This is a genomic window from Methylobacillus methanolivorans, assembly GCF_044751345.1.
Taxonomy (GTDB): Bacteria; Pseudomonadota; Gammaproteobacteria; order Burkholderiales; family Methylophilaceae; genus Methylobacillus; species Methylobacillus methanolivorans.
In genome coordinates this window covers 178,757-198,030 of record NZ_JBIWXY010000003.1, presented here as the reverse complement: position 1 = coordinate 198,030, position 19,274 = coordinate 178,757, and the positions used below count along the sequence as shown (strand labels likewise).

Sequence of the window (19,274 nt, the reverse complement as noted above, 5' to 3'; positions counted from 1 at the left end):
GATGTGAAAATCGTTATGTGAGATAATAGCGGCGTGGAAAACGTTAATCTCACTGGTCAGTTTTTGGTTGCCATGCCCGCCATGACTGATCCTTACTTTGCAAAGTCGGTCACCTTCATCTGCGAGCACAATGCCGACGGCGCGATGGGCATTGTCATTAACCGTCCTATCGACATGTCGCTGCAGGCGCTGTTCAAGCAACTGAACCTACCGCTTTCCAGCACATTGACGGATAGGCCAGTCTACTTCGGTGGGCCAGTACAGCTGGATCGCGGCTTTGTCCTACATCAGCCACTAGAGGACTGGGACTCAACGCTCAGTATTGATGCCAATACGGGCCTGACCACTTCCAAGGATATCCTGCAAGCCGTTGCCGAAGGCCATATCCCTGACCAATTCGTGGTTAGCATTGGTTATGCCGGTTGGTCGGCGGGCCAGTTGGAACAAGAGCTCGCGCAAAATGCCTGGCTCACGGTAGAAGCCACGCCTGAACAACGCAATCACTTATTATTCGGCCTGCCTGCAGAAGAAAAGGTACAAGCCACCATGGCATTGCTTGGGCTGGATTTTGCCCGTTTTGCCGAGGAAGCCGGGCATGCCTGAGGCGGCAGCTAGCTTGCAAGGTTGCGTGCTCGGATTTGATTTCGGTGAAAAACGCATTGGTGTCGCCATCGGTGAACACCTGCTCGGCATTGCCCACCCACTCGTTACCATCGATACTGAAGCCAATGACAAACGCTTTGCTAGCATTGCCAGCTTGATCGAAGAGTGGCAACCGGTAACGCTAGTAGTAGGCTTGCCAAGCTACCTCAATGGTGACGAACATGCCTTGACCCAGCTTTGCCGCAAATTTGCACGCCGCCTGGAAGGCCGTTTCAACCTGCCAGTTCGCTTAATTGATGAACGCCTGAGTTCAGCAGAAGCCAGCCAGACCCTCAGGCAAAGCGGCATCACCGGTCGCAAGCAAAAACCCATGCTGGACCAAGTAGCGGCACAACATATATTGCAATCCTATTTTGATGGACTTGCCTCATGACATTGAATACTCAACTTCCCAATGCAGAAGCCCTGCTGCTGACACTAGAGCAAAAACTCTCTCCATTCATTCAGCCGAAAACCGCTATCGTCGGCATTCATAGCGGTGGCGCATGGATTGCAGAACGCATATTCCCAACACTGCAAGCCTCGCATCCAGACTGCTCTTTGGAACTAGGTATGCTCGACAGCTCTTTCTACCGAGATGATTACAACCAACGTGGCCTGCATGCAGATACACGCCCATCCCAAATCCCGTTTGATGTGGAAGAACGCCATATCATCCTGATTGACGATGTGTTCTACACCGGGCGCACCATCCGCGCCGCCATGAACGAGCTTTTCGATTACGGCAGACCTGCCAGTATCACCTTGGCTGTGCTGGTAGACCGTGGTGGCCGCGAGCTGCCGATCTGTCCGCAAGTTGCCGCGTTGCAACTGGATATTCCCTTTGATCAGAAACTACAATTATCCCGCGATGAACACCATCAACTCCAATTCAGCCTGGAGGCAAGTGCCTGATGCATAACCCCCAATTGACCAAGGATGGCAAACTCAAGCACCTGCTCACAACAGAAGGGCTGCCGCGCGCCATCCTCAACCAGATTCTTGATACGGCCGAATCCTTTGTCGGCGTGGCTGAGCGCGAAGTAAAAAAAGTGCCGCTGCTACGTGGCAAGACCGTATGCAATATCTTTTTCGAGAACAGCACGCGCACCCGCACTACCTTTGAAATCGCCGCCAAACGCCTTTCAGCGGATGTGATCACCCTGAATGTGGGCACCTCCTCACAATCCAAGGGCGAGACTATCCTCGATACCATAGACAACCTCACCGCGATGCATGCCGATATGTTCGTCGTGCGTCATGCAGAGTCTGGCGCCGCCCATTTCATTGCCCAGCATGTTGCGCCACATATCCATGTCATCAATGCCGGCGATGGCCGCCATGCCCATCCAACCCAGGGCCTGCTGGATGTTTTCACCATACGCCGCTATAAGCCGGACATGCACAATTTGCGTGTTGCCGTGATTGGCGATGTGTTGCATTCACGTGTCGCCCGTTCTGAAATCCATGCGCTCACTACCCTGGGCGTACCCGAGGTACGTGTCATCGCGCCCAAGACTCTATTGCCCCAGCATGTAGAAAAGCTTGGCGTACAGGTTTATCACGACATGCGGGAAGGCCTGAAGGACGTAGACGTCGTCATGATGCTACGTTTGCAGAATGAACGCATGAACGGTGCATTACTGCCCAGTGCACAGGAATACTTCAAGTGTTACGGCCTCACACCAGAGAAGCTTGCGCTCGCCAAGCCAGATGCGATTGTCATGCACCCCGGCCCCATGAATCGTGGCGTGGAAATTGACTCTGCGGTAGCTGATGGCAAACAATCCGTAATTCTTCCCCAAGTGACTTATGGCATTGCGGTACGCATGGCCGTCATGAGCATCCTCGCAGGAAACTCCGAATGAATATCCATATCAAGCAAGGGCGGCTGATCGACCCCAGACACAAACTTGATGCTGTACAAGACATTTACGTCAGCAACGGCAAGATTGCTGGCATAGGCAATGCGCCAGCAGACTTCAAACCCGACCAGACCATTGATGCCAAGGGCTTAATCGTCTGCCCGGGCCTGGTAGACGTATCCGCCCGCCTGCGCGAACCAGGCAACGAATACAAAGCCTCATTAAAAAGCGAGTTGCATGCTGCCGTGGCCGGTGGTATCACCAGCCTGGCCTGCCCACCAGACACCGACCCTATCCTTGACGAATCTGGCCTGGTGGAAATGCTCAAGCACCGCGCCAAGCAATTGCACTTGAGCAATGTCTACCCCTTGGGTGCGCTGACCCGCCAGCTGCTTGGTAAACAACTCACCGAAATGAGTGAACTCACTGAAGCTGGCTGTGTCGGCTTTGCCCAAGCCGATGCACCGATTGTCGACACCCTAGTGTTATGGCGTGCCCTGCAATATGCCGCCACTTTTGGCTTCACCGTCTGGTTGCGCCCGCAGGAGCCTTACCTAGCAGAGGGCGGCGTCGCACATGACGGCGAGGTTGCCACACGCCTGGGTCTCAGGACTATTCCAGTTGCAGCGGAAACACTGGCTCTCGCCACTATCCTGCATATCGTGCGTGAAACTGGGGCCAAAGTGCACCTGTGCCGCCTGTCCAGTGCCGAAGGTGTGGCCATGGTGCGTGAAGCCAAGCAGCAAGGCCTACAAATCAGTTGCGATGTCAGCATCAACCACCTGCACCTCACCGAACATGACATCGGCTTTTTCGATGCCAACTGCCACCTGCGGCCACCGCTACGCAGCCAACGTGACCGAGAAGCCTTGAGACAAGGCCTAGCAGAGGGCACGATCGACCTCGCATGTTCAGACCATGCGCCTGTGGATGAAGATGCCAAACTGGTACCGTTTGGCGAAGCTGAGGCTGGAGCAACAGGCCTGGAGCTACTGCTACCACTCACGTTGAAATGGGCTGAGGAACAGAAGGTTCCCCTGATCGAAGCATTGGCACGCATCACCAACGCGCCAGCCACCAGCCTGGGCATCAGCCAAGGTCATCTGGGACTGGAGGCTCAAGCCGATATTTGCATCTTCGATCCACAACAATATTGGAAAGTAGAAGCAGTAAACCTCTTGAGCCAGGGCAAGAACACGCCGTTTGACGGGCTAGAGCTGGCTGGCAAAGTACGCTATACCTTAGTAAACGGCGAGATTGCTTATACAGCCTGATTGAATGCACATCAAAATACTGGCCAAACAAAAGGCCACTGAATCACTAGTGGCCTTTTTCTAAATTAAGCATTACCGCTTGAGCATTTCCACAAGCCCCAAGCAAGCTCAGTCTTTCCACTCGCCGCATTACCCGTTACGTTTGATATTCCGATAGAAGCTCTCGTGCGGCCCAAATGCCTCAAGATAAACTAACCGCACTTCTTCATCCAGAGTACAGCCAAGTAAATACAACTGGCCTTGGCTACGAAATTTATATATAAGAAGCGGGGAACAATCGCACCGATATATAGCATTCAGTCGCCTCACGCGGCTTGCATCAATGCTGCTATATGTTCCCCGAACTTTTGTATTGATACATTTCTGTTCAAGCCATGCCGATTCGCCATAAATGGGATCACCACAACCAGTGACTGCTGAGAATTTCTACCCCAATACAGTACTTTCTCATCAATCACCTCCTCATGGATGACAGCATCAGGCTCCATAAATGCCATCTTGAATTCAGGCAAATAACTTTTACCAAGGCAGATGATCAGCTTGGGTTGACTCACTTCCGCCCATTGTCGCATTTGCGGAAAACGATGTTCATGACACCAGGCAAGATAGTCTGACTTTTGATGAAACCCGGTGATGTCTAAGAACCCACTTTGCCAACGAGTATCATTGGTATCCTTGAAGGCTATCGGATATAAATTCATCTTGAAATATCCGCTTTTCCCCTGCACAAATGGCTGATGCTCTTCGGCAAATTGCTTGTATTCCGAGACATAACCACCATGGATCACAGATAACAGTTTCATCAATTGCCAATTGAAGCGGTAATTAATGTTCTCTTCCCACCCATCATAGCCACTGGAGTTCCACTGAGAGCTCACGTTTTCTTCCATCTGCTTAAGCAGGTCAGCCGGTTGATGTCCACCACCCCACTCTATCCCACAGGCCCAGATTGCAGGTTTCTCAGGGCTACCAAGATCACCCCCATCACATCCCCCATAGCCCAAGGACCACGCCTGGAATAGCTCCCTGTTATCCATTTACATCCTCCAGCTTTCCTCTTTCCTGATTAATAGCGCTCTTATCTCTGTTTACAGGGGTTCGCTAGCCTGCCCCTCTTACTGCACCGACTTTTTGCGCAACTTCACCGGCTTTCTTTTACTCATGCGTTTTCTCATGTTGATATTCAGCATTTCCACCGCCACCGAGAATGCCATGGCAAAGTAGATATAGCCCTTGGGCACATGCACATCAAAACCTTCCACCATCAAGGTTACACCGACCAAAATCAGGAATGACAAAGCAAGAATCTTGATAGTGGGATGGTTATCGACGAAATTGCCTATAGACTTTGCAGCAAACAGCATCACGCCAACCGCGATAATGATGGCCGCGGCCATGACTTCCACGTGATCTGCAAGGCCAACAGCTGTAATCACGGAATCCAGTGAAAATACGATATCGAGGATGGCAATCTGTACCAGTACCATACCCATACTATTGACGGCGACATTGGCCTCCCCATGCTCATCAGCACCTTCCAGGCTATTGTGTATTTCATGCGTGGCCTTAGCCAGCAGGAACAAGCCACCACCAATCAGGATGAGATCGCGGCCTGATATTTCCAGCCCAGCAAACTCAAACCACGGTTGCGTCAAACCCATCACCCAGGAAATGGAGAATAGCAACGCTAGGCGCGCAATCATCGCCAAGCTAAGACCTAGCCTTCTGGCGGCATTACGCTGCTTTTCCGGCAGACGGCCAACAAGGATGGAGATAAAGATAATGTTATCGATGCCGAGGACGATTTCCAGGGCGGTCAATGTTGCAAGCGCAATCCAGGCTTCAGGACTTGCCAACCATTCAATCATTTTTGACTTTCAGAACAGTAAATGAGGGATGCCAGCAAGCGATGCTGGTAGGCTCACACTATACCGAGATTATCCAGCCCTGCGGAGAGGTCTTTGTCGTGGGCATCTTTACCCTCCAGCTTGACCCTGAGCCTCAAGTCATTGACCGAATCAGCATTACGTAACGCATCCTCATAAGTAATGAGGTCTGCCTCATGCAGGTCAAATAGGGACTGGTCAAACGTCTGCATGCCTGACTCGCGCGATTTGGCGATGATCTCCTTGATCTCGTGCACATCGCCCTTGAAAATCAAATCTGAGATCAAGGGAGAATTGATCATAATTTCCATGGCAGCGACGCGGCCAGTAGTGCCCTTGCGCGGAATCAGCCGCTGCGAGACAAAGGCCTTCACGTTGAGCGACAAATCCATGAGCAACTGATGCCTGCGCTCCTCGGGGAAGAAGTTGATGATGCGATCCAGCGCCTGATTGGTGCTGTTAGCGTGCAATGTCGCCATACACAGGTGACCGGTTTCGGCAAAGGCAATGGCGTAATCCATGGTTTCCCGGTCGCGGATTTCACCGATCAAGATCACATCCGGCGCCTGGCGCAAGGTGTTCTTGAGGGCGATCTGCCAATTATCGGTATCCACGCCGATCTCACGCTGGGTCACGATGCAGTTCTTGTGCTCATGCACAAACTCAATCGGGTCTTCTATCGTGATGATATGCCCGTGGCTGTTTTCATTACGATAGCCCACCATCGCCGCAAGAGAGGTCGATTTACCAGAGCCCGTGCCACCGACGAAAATCACCAGCCCGCGCTTGGTCAGGGCAACGTCCTTGAGAACATCGGGCAGGCCAAGTTCCTCCAGCTTAGGAATATGCGTAGTAATCGTGCGGAATACCAGGCCCACACTACCGCGCTGCACAAAAGCATTGACGCGAAAACGCGCCACGCCCGGCATCCCAATAGCAAAATTACACTCGCGCGTGGCTTCAAACTCAGCCGCCTGCTTATCGTTCATGATGGCGCGGGCGATTTCACGCGCCTGCTGCGGTGATAAAGCCTGCTGCGTTACAGGCATCATCTTGCCGTCAATCTTCATCGCAGGTGGGTAACCTGCGGTGATAAAGAGGTCTGAAGCCTTCTTGCCCAGCATCAACCGCAACAGGTCAAATACAAATTTTTCCGCTTGGCCCTGATCCATACTCATTCTTTTAACATCCTAACCGACGAAGGCGTCTTTGTTGGCTGCCTTGGTCCTTGCTTCGGCCAACGAAATCACATTGCGGCGCACCAGGTCTTGCAGGTTCTGATCCAGCGTCTGCATGCCGACATTCTGCCCGGTCTGGATTGCAGAATACATCTGCGCGATCTTGTTCTCGCGGATCAGGTTACGAATCGCCGGTGTGCCTATCATAATCTCGTGCGCCGCCACGCGACCTTGCTCATCCTTGGTTTTGCACAAGGTCTGCGAGATCACGGCACGCAAAGATTCAGAGAGCATGGAGCGTACCATTTCCTTTTCCGCTGCCGGGAAGACATCAACGATACGGTCTATCGTCTTGGCAGCAGAGCTGGTGTGCAAAGTGCCGAACACCAAGTGGCCAGTCTCTGCGGCAGAAAGTGCCAGCCGGATAGTTTCTAGGTCGCGCATTTCACCGACCAGGATCACGTCTGGGTCTTCACGCAAGGCAGAGCGCAACGCATTGGAAAATGACAATGTATGCGGCCCTACCTCGCGCTGGTTAATCAGACACTTCTTGGAGGTATGCACAAACTCAATCGGGTCTTCGACGGTGAGAATATGACCAAATTCATTTTCATTGATGTAGTCAACCATCGCTGCCAGCGTAGTGGACTTACCCGAACCAGTCGGCCCGGTCACCAAGACGATGCCGCGCGGATTTTGCGCAATTTCGCGAAAAATAGGCGGACAGCCAAGCTGCTCCATGGTCAGCACCTTGGAAGGAATAGTACGAAACACCGCACCAGCGCCGCGATTCTGGTTGAAAGCATTGACACGGAAACGGGCCAGGTTGGGAATCTCGAAGGAGAAATCACACTCCAGCGTCTCCTCATATACCTTGCGCTGGCCATCGTTCATGATGTCATACACCATATCGTGCACGGCGCTGTGATCAAGTGGCGGCACGTTAATCTTGCGCACATCCCCATGGACCCGGATCAAGGGTGGCATGCCCGCCGAAAGATGCAGGTCAGAAGCCTTGTTTTTGACCGAAAACGCCAGCAAATCAGAAATATCCAAGAAAGGCTCCTGTTATAATTTTGACCCGGCCATGCACGTGCCGGGATATGGTTGCAATCACGAAGGATGAACGGATTATGGACACAATTGGCAAGCGCTGGCAAGCCATCAAGGCCCGTATCGAGGCCGCTGCGCTTGATGCAGGCCGGGAAGCAAATAGCGTGAGCCTGCTGGCTGTGAGCAAGGCGCATCCCGCTAACGCTATCCGTGAGCTTTTCATGGAGGGTCAACGTCAATTTGGCGAAAACTACCTGCAAGAAGCGCTCGCCAAACAGCAGGAGCTGAACGACTTGGCGATCACATGGCACTTCATCGGCCCGATCCAGAGCAACAAAACCCAACCGATTGCCCAGCATTTCGACTGGGTGCACAGCATAGACCGCAGCAAGATCGCCGATCGACTAAATGCTGCGCGTGACCCCAGCCTGCCAGCATTACAGGCCTGCATTCAGCTCAATATCAGTGATGAAGATAGCAAGAGCGGCACTAGCGCCGCAGAAGCATTGGCGCTGGCAGAACACATCAGGCAGTTGCCCAGGCTACGCCTGCGCGGATTAATGGCCATTCCGGCACCGACTGACGACCCCGCCAAACAACGCGCGCAATTTCACGCAGTACGCGAGATTTATCAGCAATTGCAATCTGCCGGTCATGCGCTGGATACATTATCCATGGGTATGTCAGAAGATTTTCCCGCAGCCATTCAAGAGGGTGCGACAATAGTCAGGGTGGGCTCTGCCATTTTCGGCGCCCGGATCAAACCAACCACAGAACAATCAACATGAAAATCAGCTTTATCGGCGGCGGCAATATGGCCCGCGCCATTATCGGCGGCCTCAAGCAAAAAGGCTTCAATATGGCCACCATCAATGTCATCGAGCTTGATGCCGCCAAACGTGAAGAATTAACCAACGAATTTGGCGTGCATGCCACGGAGCACCTGCCCAGCGTTGCTAACTCCGACATCATCGTACTGGCGGTCAAACCACAGCAACTGCGCGACCTAGCGATCTTCCTCGCCAGCTTCCTCACCGAGCAGCTCGTCGTCTCAATCGCCGCCGGCATCACCTGCGCTGCGCTCAGCCGCTGGCTGAATGGCTACAACGCTATCGTCCGCGTCATGCCCAACACGCCAGCACAAATCCAGGCCGGCGTATCCGGCCTCTATGCTGCTGAGGGCGTTTCCATCGAGCAACGCGAACAAGCCGACCAATTACTCTCTGCGGCAGGCAGTACCTTATGGGTAGATGACGAAAGCAAGATTGATGCAATCACGGCCATTTCAGGCAGCGGCCCAGCCTATGTGTTTTACTTCATCGAGGCACTGGAGCAAGCTGCGCTTGACCTGGGTTTTGACGCTGATCAGGCACGCACCCTGAGCTTGCAAACATTTCTTGGCGCCAGCCAACTGGCTGCCAGCCAGGCCGACATTCCAGCCGCGACCTTGCGCGCCCAAGTTACATCGAAAGGTGGCACCACCGAGCGCGCCATCCTCTCCATGGAGCAAGCCGACATCAAGCCAGCCATTATCCAGGCCGCACACGCTGCAGCTGAACGCGCACGCGAGCTGGGCGAACAATTAGGAAAAGACTAACATGCCATTCACCATTTTCTGCCAGGAGCCTGCATGATCAATAACGCCTTGCAGTTCCTGCTGCATACCATCCTGGGATTATTTACCTTGGCCTTGTTGCTGCGCTTTTACTTGCAGCTCACGCGTGCACCGTTTCAAAACCCGGTGTCCCAGGCCATAGTCGCCATCACCAATTTTGCCGTAAAACCCATGCGTCGCTTTATCCCTGGTATTGCGGGCGTGGATACTTCCACCTTGCTGCTTGCTTTCATTACTCAGTTTCTGTTACAGACTGGCTCGAAACTGATCAGCAACTATCCGCTCCTGGTGGCCGACAACACTATCTGGATCGCCTTGCTGGGGCTGGCTTTTGTCGGCCTACTCAAGCTGAGTATTTATATTTTTCTCTACGCGGTCTTTTTGCAAGCCATCCTGAGCTGGGTCAACCCTTATACCATCCTCACGCCAGTGCTGGATGCACTGACCCGTCCAGTACTAAAGCCTCTGCGTAACCGCATCCCCACCGCGGGCGGCTTTGACCTTACGCCACTGGTTGTATTCATCCTGGCTGAATTGATTCTGATTGTGGTGATCACGCCCACTGAAATGCAGCTATTACGCTTGTTCTAGGCAAAAGGTAAGCAACTAGCACACATAAAAAAACCGACGATATCGTCGGTTTTTTTGTCACTCTCGTCAGGCCTACATCAAAACAATATCGTAGGTTTCCTGCGCGTAGTGGGTTTCTGACTGCAGGGAAATCGGCTTGCCAATAAAATCGGAAAGATTGGCTAAGCTCTGCGCCTCTTCATCCAGCAACAGGTCGATCACCTTGGGGGCTGCGAGGATGCGGAACTCACGCGCGGTGAATTGCTTGGCGTTGCGCAAAAGCTCGCGGAAGATTTCATAGCAAACCGTTTGGGCGGTTTTCACTTCACCGCGCCCCTTGCAAGATGGGCAAGGCTCACAAAGCAGATGCGCCAGGCTTTCACGCGTGCGCTTGCGCGTCATCTCCACCAAGCCCAGTGTCGAGAAGCCATTGACACCAGTGCGTGCCCTGTCCTTGACCACGGCTTTTTTCAGCTCGGTCAGCACAGCACTTTGCTGTTCCTCTTCATCCATATCAATGAAGTCGATAATGATGATGCCACCAAGATTGCGCACACGCAGTTGCCGCGCAATGCATTGTGCAGCCTCTAGATTGGTCTTGAAGATGGTATCGGAAAGGCTACGACCAGTAACAAAGCCACCCGTGTTCACATCCACGGTGGTCAGCGCTTCGGTCTGGTCAAAAATCAGGTAACCACCTGATTTAAGCTCCACCTTGCGCGACATGGCCTTGTTGATTTCATGCTCGACGTTGTACATATCGAACAACGGACGCGCACCTTGATAATGCTCAATCCGCTTTACCGCGCCTACCGCGTAATGGCTGGCGAAATCCAGCAGCTTTTGGTAAGTCTCACGCGAGTCGACCAGGATGCGATGTATTTCGTCATTCACCACATCTCGCAACACGCGCATGGGCAAATCGAGATCCTGAAATACCAAGGAACGATCGGCAGCGCCATGGCTGGCTGCCTGAATATTGCTCCAAACCTTTTGCAGGTAATCAATATCCGCCAGCAGCTCTTCATCGGTAGCCGCTTCCGACATGGTACGGATAATATAGCCGCCCTCGCGCTTTTCCGGCAGCAGGCGCAACAGGCGCTCACGCAGCAACTCGCGCTCGGCCTCATCCTCGATACGTTGTGACACGCCTATATGCTGCTGTTGCGGCAGATAGACAAGAAAGCGACCGGCAATACTGATCTGCGTGGTAAGGCGCGCGCCCTTGGTACCTATCGGTTCCTTGATCACCTGCACCATAATAGGCTGGCCTTCGTGCAGTACCTCCTGGATAGCTTTTTCCTTTTCCGGACTACAGCACTCCAGGATATCCGCCACATGTAGAAAAGCCGCGCGTTGCAGGCCGATCTCGACAAAGGCTGATTGCATGCCCGGCAACACACGGCACACCTTGCCGCGATAGATATTGCCCACTAGCCCCAGCGAAGTAGCACGCTCTACATGCAGCTCTTGCAAGACACCCTGTTCGACAATCGCGACGCGCGTTTCTTGTGGGGTGACATTGATCAGTATTTCTTCACTCATGACGTTTTTTATTTTGCTTTTTAATTTCCAAATCGCAACATATAGACTGGCATCGCAACCAATCACCTAGCCAGGTATGGTAAAGCCGCAATTCCTCAACAAGCTGGCCGTTTCATACAACGGCAGCCCCATCACACCCGAGTAGCTGCCCTCAATTCGCTCAATCAAGGTGCCACCCAGGCCTTGTATGCCATAGGCACCAGCTTTATCCCGGGGTTCCCCGCTCGCCACGTAGGCCATGATCACTTCGTGGCTCAGTGCCATCATCTTGACGCGCGTGGTTGAAAGCGCCACCTGCATACCATGTGTACTCGCCAGTGCGATTGCGGTATGCACTTCATGCCAGCCTCCAGACATGGAAGACAACATGGCATAGGCCTCATCATCATGCTCAGGCTTGCCCAGAATCACGCCTTCCACGCACACCGTCGTATCTGCTGCCAATATCGGCATATCCAGCACTTCCAGCCCAGCAGCGCAAGCCTGCGCTTTTTCTTGAGCCAGTCGTAACACATAATCGGCAGCTGGTTCTGCATTATATACAGACTCGTCTATATCGGAAGGAATGACGACAAAGTCCACGCCGATTTGCTGCAATAATTCTGCGCGCCGTGGTGAGCGAGAAGCCAGATAAATACGTGTCATGTTGGTGTCTATGCCTATTGGTATTGGGCGGATAGTACCTGATCGGCCCAGGCCGCACCAAACAAGTTACCCCCAGCTGATAACACCTGCGCTGGCTTCACAGGCAATCCCGCTGTAAAATTATGGGTTTACGATTGCTGGGTGAAAAAACACCCGCTTAGCTGGTGCACAAACCCATGATCTGGAAACCCCATACCACTGTTGCTGCCATTGTCGAGCAGCAAGGCCGCTTTCTCCTGGTGGAAGAAGAAACCGCAGACGGTATACGCCTCAACCAGCCTGCCGGACATGTGGAAAATGGCGAAAGCCTGCTGGAGGCAGCCGTCAGGGAAGCACGCGAGGAAACCGCTTATCGTTTTACCCCGCAAAGCCTGCTAGGCATTTACCATTGGCGCCATCCGCTCAAGGACATTACCTACCTGCGATTTGCCTTTATCGGCCAGGTGGACGATCATCAGGCGGACTTGGCGCTGGATGACGGCATTATTCGCGCCCTTTGGATGACGGCAGATGAAGTCCGTGCCACCCAGGCCCAACACCGTAGTCCGCAAGTGCTCACCTGCGTTGAGCACTATCTGGCGGGGCAGCATTTCCCGCTCAACGTGATTACCCATTTATAGTATTACTACCTAGATAGAACACGCATCATGAAGAAAAAAGTCATCGTCGGCATGTCAGGAGGTGTCGACTCCTCCGTCGCCGCACTCTTGCTCAAAGAACAAGGCTATGAAGTCACCGGCCTGTTCATGAAAAACTGGGAGGATGACGATACTGACGAATATTGCCCAGCTAAGCAGGATTTGATTGATGCTGCGGCTGTCGCGGACAAGCTAGATATTGAGCTGGAAGCTGTCAACTTCAGCAAGGAATATAAAGAGCGCGTATTTGCCAATTTCCTGGAGGAATACAGCGCTGGCCGCACGCCTAACCCAGATATCCTCTGCAACTCCGAGATCAAGTTCAAGGCTTTCCTCGACCACGCCATGGCGCTGGGCGGCGACCTCATGGCTACCGGCCACTACGCCCAGGTGCGTGAGAAAAACGGCCTGTTCCAATTGATGAAGGCCGATGACGGCACCAAGGATCAAAGCTATTTCCTGCACCGCCTCAACCAGGCACAGCTATCGAAAACCCTGTTTCCACTTGGCCATCTGTTGAAGCGCGAAATTCGTGACATCGCCCGTAAGGCCGGCCTGCCCACCAGCGAGAAAAAAGATTCCACTGGCATCTGCTTTATCGGCGAGCGGCCTTTCCAGGAGTTTCTCAGCCGCTACTTACCACGCACGCCGGGCGAGATACAAACGCCAGAAGGCAAAGTGGTTGGCCAGCATAACGGCCTGATGTATTACACCATGGGACAACGCCAGGGGCTGGGTATTGGCGGCTCGCGTGAAAGCAATGGCAAACCATGGTTTGTGGCAGGCAAGGATATGGCGCGCAACGTATTGATTGTGGTGCAAGGCCATGAACACCCCTTACTGCTCAATGACGGCTTAGTGGCTAACAACCTGCACTGGATTGCTGACGAAGAACCCAAAACCCACTGGGTCTATGCCGCCAAGACACGCTATCGCCAACCAGATGCCCCCTGCGAAATCGACAGCCTGCAAGGCGATCGCGCCGAGATTCGCTTTGGCCACAAGCAATGGGCGATTACCGCAGGCCAATCCGTTGTTGTGTATGAAAGCAACGTCTGCTTGGGCGGCGGCATCATCACCTCATCACTGTAACACTCTGGAACGGCTCTCGTGTATTAAAGAACGGGAGCCGTATCCTTGAAGGACGCCCGCTTCATCATCGCGGCGTAATGCTTGGCAAGATTGGGGTACTGTTGCTTCCAGTCTAGCTGCTGATAACGCAACTCTAGGTAGCCCAGCATGCAGCCTACGGCAATATCAGCCAAGCTAAAGTTATCCTGCACACACCACTTCTTCTTTTCCAGATCATCATTCAGAGTTTGCAGGCCGCGCTCTACCTTGCCCAATTGCTTAGCAATCACCGCAGGATCCTGCGCATTTTCCGCACGACGCCCTTCCATCACCGCAGCCACAGCCGCATCTGTCACCCCATCAGCCAGAGCTTCCCAGCGGCGCACTGCAATCTTGGCGGTATGGTCTTGCGGAATCAAGTGAGATACCGGCGTACGATGATCAAGATACTCCACAATCACGCGTGAATCATAGAGGCTGTCACCATCCGGCAAGATCAGGACTGGTATCTTCCCCAAGGGATTATGGTCATTCACCGGACAATCCGGGTCAGCCAGCACAACCTGCACCATGTTCACTTCAATGCGCTTTTCTGCAGCCACTACACGCACCTTACGCGCATAAGGGCTGGTATTCGAGTATAGGAGTTTCATCGGGGGCTTTTACGTTAAAGGGGTGAAATCATTATAGTGTAATCATCTTCAGTGAATGATGCCTGTTGTTATCTTTCAAGTCAGGATTTTTCCAACTGACATGAGCATGATGCTCATATTTGTCGCAACGATACCGTATGTAAATAGCAATAAGATCGCGGCCAAATCTTTACGCAGGATTAAAGAATCAATCAACCTCCCCGTTAAATAAGCAAACATAGTAAAAAAGCAAATTACTACCTTCATAGACGAGAGGAGACATGATGAAACTAGGCACCCTGAAAATTTCCACCAAGATGCTCGCACTACTCTTGGGCTTGTGCTTATGCATTACCGTCATTGGCGTCATCGGCCTATATGGCATGCATGTGGAAAAAGAGGGATTGGATGCGGTATACCAAAATCGGGTAACGCCGCTCAAACAGATCAAACTGGTATCCGACGCATATGCTGTCCAGATTGTCGACACCGCCCACAAGGTGAGGGACGGCAACCTATCGGCACAACAAGGGGCTGAATCGATTACCCAAGCCAAGCAAACCATTCAGGAGCAATGGGCAGCATATCTCGCCACTTATCTGGTGGGAGAAGAAAAGGAATTAGTACAGGCTTTCGAGAATATACGCCAGCGTGCAGACATAGCTACCACACAGCTTCTGCAACTCATGCACACAAACAACATGCCCGGCTTGAGAGACTTTGCCGCCAATGAAATGTACGCTGCCCTTGACCCATTGCAACACATCCTTGGCAAACTGATTGAACTGCAACTATCCGAAACACAACAACAATATCAGGAAAGCCATACCTCTTATCAATATAACCTGGTGATTATCCTGAGCCTGATTGGCTTATGCCTGACCGGCGCAACCATTAGCGGTTACTACATCACCACCAGCATTACCGATGCACTGGGAACTGAACCAGCCATTGCTGCCGAGATGGCGAAACATGTGGCAGCAGGCGACCTGACAACCCCGATTGCGCTAAAGCACAACGACCAATCCAGCCTAATGGCACAATTACGCACCATGCAGGACAGCCTGATTACCGTGGTAGATCAGGTCTATCAAAGTGCACATGGGGTAGCCGCGGCTTCTGCCCAAATCGCCCGAGGTAATATTGACCTCTCATCGCGTACAGAGGAACAAGCCAGCGCCCTGGAGGAAACCGCCTCATCCATGGAGGAGCTCACCACAACCATTCAACAAAACTCCGACAGTGCCAATCAAGCCAATGCCTTGGCCAATGATGCAGCAACCATCGCCCAGAGCGGCAGGGAAGCCATGCAACAATTGATTGCCACCATGCAGGATATTGATGAAAGTTCACGCCAGATCGCCAACATCATCTCTGTGATTGATGGCATTGCCTTCCAAACCAACATTCTGGCCCTCAATGCCGCTGTTGAGGCAGCACGTGCTGGCGAGCAAGGGCGAGGCTTTGCCGTGGTTGCGAGTGAAGTTCGCAATCTTGCTGGCAGGTCAGCAGAGGCTGCCAAACAAATCAAGTCACTCATTGATGGCAGTGTCATTCGCGTCAAGAAGGGCTCTGAGCAGATGTCCGAGGCTGGAGCCACCATGAGCAAGATTGATCAGGCCATTCAGCGCGTGACCAGCCTGGTTAGCGAAATCAGCACGGCAAGCAGCGAGCAAGCCCAGGGAGCGAGCCAGGTCAGCCAAGCGGTCTCGCAAATGGATGAGGTCACCCAGCAGAATGCCGCCCTGGTGGAACAAATTGCAGCCACAGCCAGCAGCATGAATGACAAGGCGCAAGATCTAGTGAAAACCGTGACACACTTCAAGTTGCCTAGCAGCGCCCACCGCACAGATTTGCAGCAGTTGGCAGGCGCTTAAGCCACAAGTATTCCGTGTGGCAGGAGGCAACCATTATAATGGTTGCCATGCATACGACACTCCAGCACGAACTTCCCCGCCTGCATCACATTATCCAGCATGATGTCATGCAGGCGCTTGACGAAGACATCGCCAGCGGCGATCTCACAGCCCAGTTGATTCCCGTAGGGCAAGCGGCAACTGCCTCTATACTTTGTCGTGACCATGCCGTGATTTGTGGCATCCCATGGGCCACAGAAGCCTTCAGGCACATTTCCAAGGACATCGCCATTGAATGGCAAGTACAGGAAGGTGACAAAGTGGCTCCCAACACCATCTTGTGCCAACTATCCGGGCCTGCCCGCGCATTATTGACCGCCGAGCGCTGCGCGCTCAACTTCCTGCAAACTCTTTCCGCCACTGCCACAGCGACACGCCGTTATGTGGATGCAATTGCAGGTACACGATCGCATATCCTCGACACGCGCAAGACCTTGCCTGGATTAAGGTTGGCGCAAAAATATGCCGTGCGTGTCGGCGGTGGTATGAATCAGCGCATCGGGCTTTATGACGGTATCCTGATCAAGGAAAACCACATCGCCGCAGCAGGAAGCATTGAAGCAGTATTGCAGAATGCCCGAGCACTCAATGCCGATGTGCCTATCCAGATTGAAGTGGAAACACTGGAGCAGCTGCGTATCGCATTAGATGCAGGTGCCACACTCATCCTGCTGGATAATTTCGAGACATCTCAATTGAAGGAAGCCGTGCAATTGACCAATGGCCAAGCCATCCTGGAAGCCTCGGGCGGCATCGAACTAGATAACGTCAGGGAAATTGCACTGACCGGCGTTGACCGTATTTCCATTGGCGGCCTGACCAAGCATGTCCACGCTGTTGATCTTTCCATGCGTTTCCAGCCTGACCCTATTTAATGGCAGCTTACACAACGTCTTTTACCGCATCGACTTTTGCTGCATGAGTCTTTAGTATTCAGCTCATGAGTCTATCCAGCGCCACTTTCCACCCTACCCCTGGTCGCCTTTCCCTAGGCGATACATTACGCATGCTGGTCAATGATGGCCTCGTGCATAAATTGCAGGCAGAGCAGTTGTTCAAGGATCGTCGGCTGGATAGTTCCAACCTGCACCCACTGATCATCATCAGCGAGCAAAAGTGGAAAAACCTGCAACCGCCGCACAAGCAACTTTCCCTGGAGGTACTCACTGCCTGGCTGGCGAAACGCGCGCAGCTGGAACACTTTCACATTGATCCGCTCAAGCTGGATTTCAGTGCGGTTGCACAAGTCATCTCCAAGGCTTATGCCGAGCGACTTAAGATCATGCCGGTGAAAATCAGCGGGCAGGAAGCCATCATCGCCACCGCCGAACCCTTCTTTATCGAATGGATACCTGACCTGGAGCGCATCCTCAAGCTCAGCATCCGACTGGTAGTCGCCAACCCACGCGAAATCAGCCGCTACCTGCCAGAGGTCTACAACCTCGCCAATTCCATTAACCTAGCCAATACCGCAAAAACAGGCCAAGTGATTGGTGTGCAAAACCTGGAGCAATTGGTCGAACTTGGCAAGAACAAGAACCTGGATGCCAACGAGCAGCATGTCATTAACATTGTAGACTGGCTGTTCAAGTACGCCTTTGAGCAACGTGCAAGTGACATTCACCTGGAACCGCGCCGCAACATGGGCATCCTGCGTTTCCGCATTGATGGCGTGTTGCATCAGGTATATCAGCTACCCAGTGCCATCATGAGCGCCATCACCAACCGAATCAAGCTGCTGGGGCGCATGGATATGGTGGAAAAACGCCGCCCGCAAGACGGGCGTATCAAGACCTTGACCGATGAAAGTGAGGAAATTGAGCTACGCCTCTCCACCATGCCAACCGCCTTTGGCGAAAAGCTGGTGATGCGTATCTTCACGCCAGAAATCCTGGTGAAAGATTTTGTCGAATTGGGCTTTTCCAACGAGCAAGCGCAAAAATGGACCCACTGGACACAAAGTCCGAATGGCATTGTGCTCGTCACTGGGCCGACCGGCTCAGGTAAAACCACTACGCTTTATTCCACACTCAAATTGCTGGCAACACCTGAAGTCAATGTCTGCACCGTAGAAGACCCCATCGAAATGGTCGAACCAGCCTTCAACCAGATGCAGGTGCAGCACAACATCGGCCTGACATTTGCAGATGGCGTACGCACCCTGTTGCGCCAAGACCCAGACATCATCATGGTCGGCGAAATTCGTGACGTGGAAACCGGGGAAATGGCAATCCAGGCCGCCTTGACCGGCCACCTAGTACTCTCCACCCTGCATACCAATGATGCACCTGCAGCAGTGACACGCTTGCTAGACCTTGGCATACCCCCCTACCTCATCCACTCTTCGCTGGTCGGGATCATGGCGCAACGCTTGGTACGCACTTTGTGCCCGCACTGCAAAACACCTGCCGACATCAGCCAGGAGCGCTGGGATGAACTAGTGGGGGCCTGGAAACTTCCCAAGCCAGCGCAGGTATATACCGCCAACGGCTGCCTGGAATGTCGCATGACAGGCTATCGTGGTCGTAGCGGTATTTATGAGATGCTCTCACTCTCACCCGAGCTCAAAAAACTCATCACGCCAGACGCTGACCTAGCCAGCATTAAAAAGCTGGCTTATCAACAAGGCATGCAGCCATTGCTGATTAACGGTGCCGAAAAAATTGCTGCAGGCCTGACCACGATAGAAGAACTGCTCAAAGTCGCCCCGCCGCCTTTTGCATGACCAGATATAAAGTGGCTCG

20 protein-coding genes and 2 pseudogenes are annotated in these 19,274 nt (G+C 52.9%); 14 read left to right on the top strand and 8 right to left on the bottom strand.

Going from position 1 to position 19,274, the window contains the following annotated elements:
* Positions 1-33: 33 nt before the first annotated feature.
* From ACIKP9_RS13290 to ACIKP9_RS13270, 5 genes are read left to right on the top strand one after another with little or no spacing between them, the layout of a single operon-like run.
* Positions 34-603 carry a YqgE/AlgH family protein gene (locus ACIKP9_RS13290; protein ID WP_400883842.1) on the top strand — a complete coding sequence of 190 codons (570 nt, stop codon included), beginning with the start codon at positions 34-36 and terminating at the stop codon, positions 601-603.
* Positions 596-1,036 (top strand): Holliday junction resolvase RuvX, encoded by a 441-nt coding sequence (gene ruvX / locus ACIKP9_RS13285; protein WP_400883839.1) that lies wholly within the window; start codon positions 596-598, stop codon positions 1,034-1,036. The genes ACIKP9_RS13290 and ruvX overlap by 8 nt, the downstream gene beginning before the upstream one ends.
* Entirely contained in the window at positions 1,033-1,557 is a 525-nt protein-coding gene (gene pyrR, locus ACIKP9_RS13280) for a bifunctional pyr operon transcriptional regulator/uracil phosphoribosyltransferase PyrR (RefSeq protein WP_400883837.1), read from the top strand. The genes ruvX and pyrR overlap by 4 nt, the downstream gene beginning before the upstream one ends.
* Complete coding sequence (locus ACIKP9_RS13275) at positions 1,557-2,510, top strand: aspartate carbamoyltransferase catalytic subunit (RefSeq protein ID WP_230348819.1); 954 nt, start codon at positions 1,557-1,559, stop codon at positions 2,508-2,510. Before pyrR ends, ACIKP9_RS13275 begins: the two co-directional genes overlap by 1 nt.
* A complete protein-coding gene (locus tag ACIKP9_RS13270; RefSeq protein ID WP_400883833.1) occupies positions 2,507-3,781 on the top strand; it encodes a dihydroorotase in 1,275 nt (424 codons plus the stop codon). Before ACIKP9_RS13275 ends, ACIKP9_RS13270 begins: the two co-directional genes overlap by 4 nt.
* A 129-nt stretch (positions 3,782-3,910) precedes the next feature.
* Here ACIKP9_RS13270 and ACIKP9_RS13265 read toward each other — a convergent pair whose 3' ends face one another.
* From ACIKP9_RS13265 to ACIKP9_RS13245, 5 genes are all read right to left on the bottom strand, one after another.
* Positions 3,911-4,090: a type II toxin-antitoxin system RelE/ParE family toxin gene (locus tag ACIKP9_RS13265; protein ID WP_400883831.1), complete on the bottom strand. Its 180-nt coding sequence runs from the start codon at positions 4,088-4,090 to the stop codon at positions 3,911-3,913.
* Positions 4,087-4,818: a hypothetical protein gene (locus ACIKP9_RS13260; protein WP_400883828.1), complete on the bottom strand. Its 732-nt coding sequence runs from the start codon at positions 4,816-4,818 to the stop codon at positions 4,087-4,089. The genes ACIKP9_RS13265 and ACIKP9_RS13260 overlap by 4 nt, the downstream gene beginning before the upstream one ends.
* A gap of 78 nt (positions 4,819-4,896) precedes the next feature.
* Positions 4,897-5,649, bottom strand: a complete 753-nt coding sequence (locus ACIKP9_RS13255) for a TerC family protein (protein WP_400883825.1) — start codon at positions 5,647-5,649, stop codon at positions 4,897-4,899.
* A 53-nt stretch (positions 5,650-5,702) separates the two neighbouring features.
* On the bottom strand, positions 5,703-6,839 hold the full coding sequence (locus ACIKP9_RS13250) for a PilT/PilU family type 4a pilus ATPase (protein ID WP_400883891.1): 1,137 nt from the start codon (positions 6,837-6,839) through the stop codon (positions 5,703-5,705).
* An 18-nt stretch (positions 6,840-6,857) separates the two neighbouring features.
* Positions 6,858-7,901: a type IV pilus twitching motility protein PilT gene (locus tag ACIKP9_RS13245; RefSeq protein ID WP_400883822.1), complete on the bottom strand. Its 1,044-nt coding sequence runs from the start codon at positions 7,899-7,901 to the stop codon at positions 6,858-6,860.
* 77 nt (positions 7,902-7,978) lie between these two features.
* Here ACIKP9_RS13245 and ACIKP9_RS13240 point away from each other — a divergent pair, with 77 nt between their 5' ends.
* The 3 genes from ACIKP9_RS13240 to ACIKP9_RS13230 are packed head-to-tail and all read left to right on the top strand — an operon-like array spanning position 7,979 to position 10,104.
* The gene (locus ACIKP9_RS13240; RefSeq protein WP_400883819.1) at positions 7,979-8,686 is read left to right on the top strand and encodes a YggS family pyridoxal phosphate-dependent enzyme; all 708 of its coding nucleotides are present in this window, start codon (positions 7,979-7,981) and stop codon (positions 8,684-8,686) included.
* A complete protein-coding gene (proC, locus tag ACIKP9_RS13235; protein ID WP_400883816.1) occupies positions 8,683-9,495 on the top strand; it encodes a pyrroline-5-carboxylate reductase in 813 nt (270 codons plus the stop codon). The genes ACIKP9_RS13240 and proC overlap by 4 nt, the downstream gene beginning before the upstream one ends.
* A 33-nt stretch (positions 9,496-9,528) precedes the next feature.
* Entirely contained in the window at positions 9,529-10,104 is a 576-nt protein-coding gene (locus tag ACIKP9_RS13230) for a YggT family protein (protein WP_400883814.1), read from the top strand.
* A 72-nt stretch (positions 10,105-10,176) separates the two neighbouring features.
* Here ACIKP9_RS13230 and rng read toward each other — a convergent pair whose 3' ends face one another.
* Both rng and ACIKP9_RS13220 read right to left on the bottom strand, forming a co-directional pair.
* Entirely contained in the window at positions 10,177-11,628 is a 1,452-nt protein-coding gene (rng, locus tag ACIKP9_RS13225; protein ID WP_400883811.1) for a ribonuclease G, read from the bottom strand.
* Between the two features lie 66 nt (positions 11,629-11,694).
* Complete coding sequence (locus ACIKP9_RS13220) at positions 11,695-12,273, bottom strand: Maf family protein (RefSeq protein ID WP_400883808.1); 579 nt, start codon at positions 12,271-12,273, stop codon at positions 11,695-11,697.
* A gap of 176 nt (positions 12,274-12,449) precedes the next feature.
* On the opposite strand from ACIKP9_RS13220, the gene ACIKP9_RS13215 reads away from it, so the two are divergent.
* Positions 12,450-12,893 (top strand): NUDIX hydrolase, encoded by a 444-nt coding sequence (locus ACIKP9_RS13215; RefSeq protein ID WP_400883805.1) that lies wholly within the window; start codon positions 12,450-12,452, stop codon positions 12,891-12,893.
* Positions 12,894-12,920: 27 nt separating this feature from the next.
* Positions 12,921-14,003 carry a tRNA 2-thiouridine(34) synthase MnmA gene (mnmA, locus tag ACIKP9_RS13210; RefSeq protein ID WP_400883802.1) on the top strand — a complete coding sequence of 361 codons (1,083 nt, stop codon included), beginning with the start codon at positions 12,921-12,923 and terminating at the stop codon, positions 14,001-14,003.
* Positions 14,004-14,026: 23 nt separating this feature from the next.
* Here the strand turns inward: mnmA and ACIKP9_RS13205 are convergent, their stop codons facing one another.
* A complete protein-coding gene (locus ACIKP9_RS13205; protein ID WP_400883799.1) occupies positions 14,027-14,635 on the bottom strand; it encodes a glutathione S-transferase family protein in 609 nt (202 codons plus the stop codon).
* A gap of 260 nt (positions 14,636-14,895) precedes the next feature.
* Here ACIKP9_RS13205 and ACIKP9_RS13200 point away from each other — a divergent pair.
* The 4 genes and pseudogenes from ACIKP9_RS13200 to ACIKP9_RS13185 all read left to right on the top strand — a co-directional run.
* Positions 14,896-15,438: pseudogene (locus tag ACIKP9_RS13200) on the top strand (MCP four helix bundle domain-containing protein); the annotation flags it as partial.
* Between the two features lie 249 nt (positions 15,439-15,687).
* A pseudogene (locus ACIKP9_RS13195) lies at positions 15,688-16,491 on the top strand (methyl-accepting chemotaxis protein); the annotation flags it as partial.
* A gap of 47 nt (positions 16,492-16,538) precedes the next feature.
* Complete coding sequence (gene nadC, locus ACIKP9_RS13190; protein ID WP_400883796.1) at positions 16,539-17,405, top strand: carboxylating nicotinate-nucleotide diphosphorylase; 867 nt, start codon at positions 16,539-16,541, stop codon at positions 17,403-17,405.
* A 65-nt stretch (positions 17,406-17,470) separates the two neighbouring features.
* Positions 17,471-19,255, top strand: coding sequence for a GspE/PulE family protein (locus ACIKP9_RS13185; protein ID WP_400883793.1), 1,785 nt, complete (start codon positions 17,471-17,473; stop codon positions 19,253-19,255).
* The last annotated feature ends 19 nt before the right edge of the window (positions 19,256-19,274 follow it).

What these genes read in the sequence shown, in the direction of transcription:
- mnmA (WP_400883802.1), top strand. Translation starts at nt 12,921, where the DNA reads ATGAAGAAAAAAGTCATCGTCGGCATGTCAGGAGGTGTCGACTCCTCC.
- nadC (WP_400883796.1), top strand. Translation starts at nt 16,539, where the DNA reads ATGCATACGACACTCCAGCACGAACTTCCCCGCCTGCATCACATTATC.
- ruvX (WP_400883839.1), top strand. Translation starts at nt 596, where the DNA reads ATGCCTGAGGCGGCAGCTAGCTTGCAAGGTTGCGTGCTCGGATTTGAT.
- ACIKP9_RS13205 (WP_400883799.1), bottom strand. Translation starts at nt 14,635, where the DNA reads ATGAAACTCCTATACTCGAATACCAGCCCTTATGCGCGTAAGGTGCGT.
- rng (WP_400883811.1), bottom strand. Translation starts at nt 11,628, where the DNA reads ATGAGTGAAGAAATACTGATCAATGTCACCCCACAAGAAACGCGCGTC.
- ACIKP9_RS13275 (WP_230348819.1), top strand. Translation starts at nt 1,557, where the DNA reads ATGCATAACCCCCAATTGACCAAGGATGGCAAACTCAAGCACCTGCTC.
- pyrR (WP_400883837.1), top strand. Translation starts at nt 1,033, where the DNA reads ATGACATTGAATACTCAACTTCCCAATGCAGAAGCCCTGCTGCTGACA.
- ACIKP9_RS13220 (WP_400883808.1), bottom strand. Translation starts at nt 12,273, where the DNA reads ATGACACGTATTTATCTGGCTTCTCGCTCACCACGGCGCGCAGAATTA.
- ACIKP9_RS13250 (WP_400883891.1), bottom strand. Translation starts at nt 6,839, where the DNA reads ATGGATCAGGGCCAAGCGGAAAAATTTGTATTTGACCTGTTGCGGTTG.
- ACIKP9_RS13215 (WP_400883805.1), top strand. Translation starts at nt 12,450, where the DNA reads ATGATCTGGAAACCCCATACCACTGTTGCTGCCATTGTCGAGCAGCAA.
- proC (WP_400883816.1), top strand. Translation starts at nt 8,683, where the DNA reads ATGAAAATCAGCTTTATCGGCGGCGGCAATATGGCCCGCGCCATTATC.
- ACIKP9_RS13230 (WP_400883814.1), top strand. Translation starts at nt 9,529, where the DNA reads ATGATCAATAACGCCTTGCAGTTCCTGCTGCATACCATCCTGGGATTA.
- ACIKP9_RS13260 (WP_400883828.1), bottom strand. Translation starts at nt 4,818, where the DNA reads ATGGATAACAGGGAGCTATTCCAGGCGTGGTCCTTGGGCTATGGGGGA.
- ACIKP9_RS13270 (WP_400883833.1), top strand. Translation starts at nt 2,507, where the DNA reads ATGAATATCCATATCAAGCAAGGGCGGCTGATCGACCCCAGACACAAA.
- ACIKP9_RS13240 (WP_400883819.1), top strand. Translation starts at nt 7,979, where the DNA reads ATGGACACAATTGGCAAGCGCTGGCAAGCCATCAAGGCCCGTATCGAG.
- ACIKP9_RS13255 (WP_400883825.1), bottom strand. Translation starts at nt 5,649, where the DNA reads ATGATTGAATGGTTGGCAAGTCCTGAAGCCTGGATTGCGCTTGCAACA.
- ACIKP9_RS13185 (WP_400883793.1), top strand. Translation starts at nt 17,471, where the DNA reads ATGAGTCTATCCAGCGCCACTTTCCACCCTACCCCTGGTCGCCTTTCC.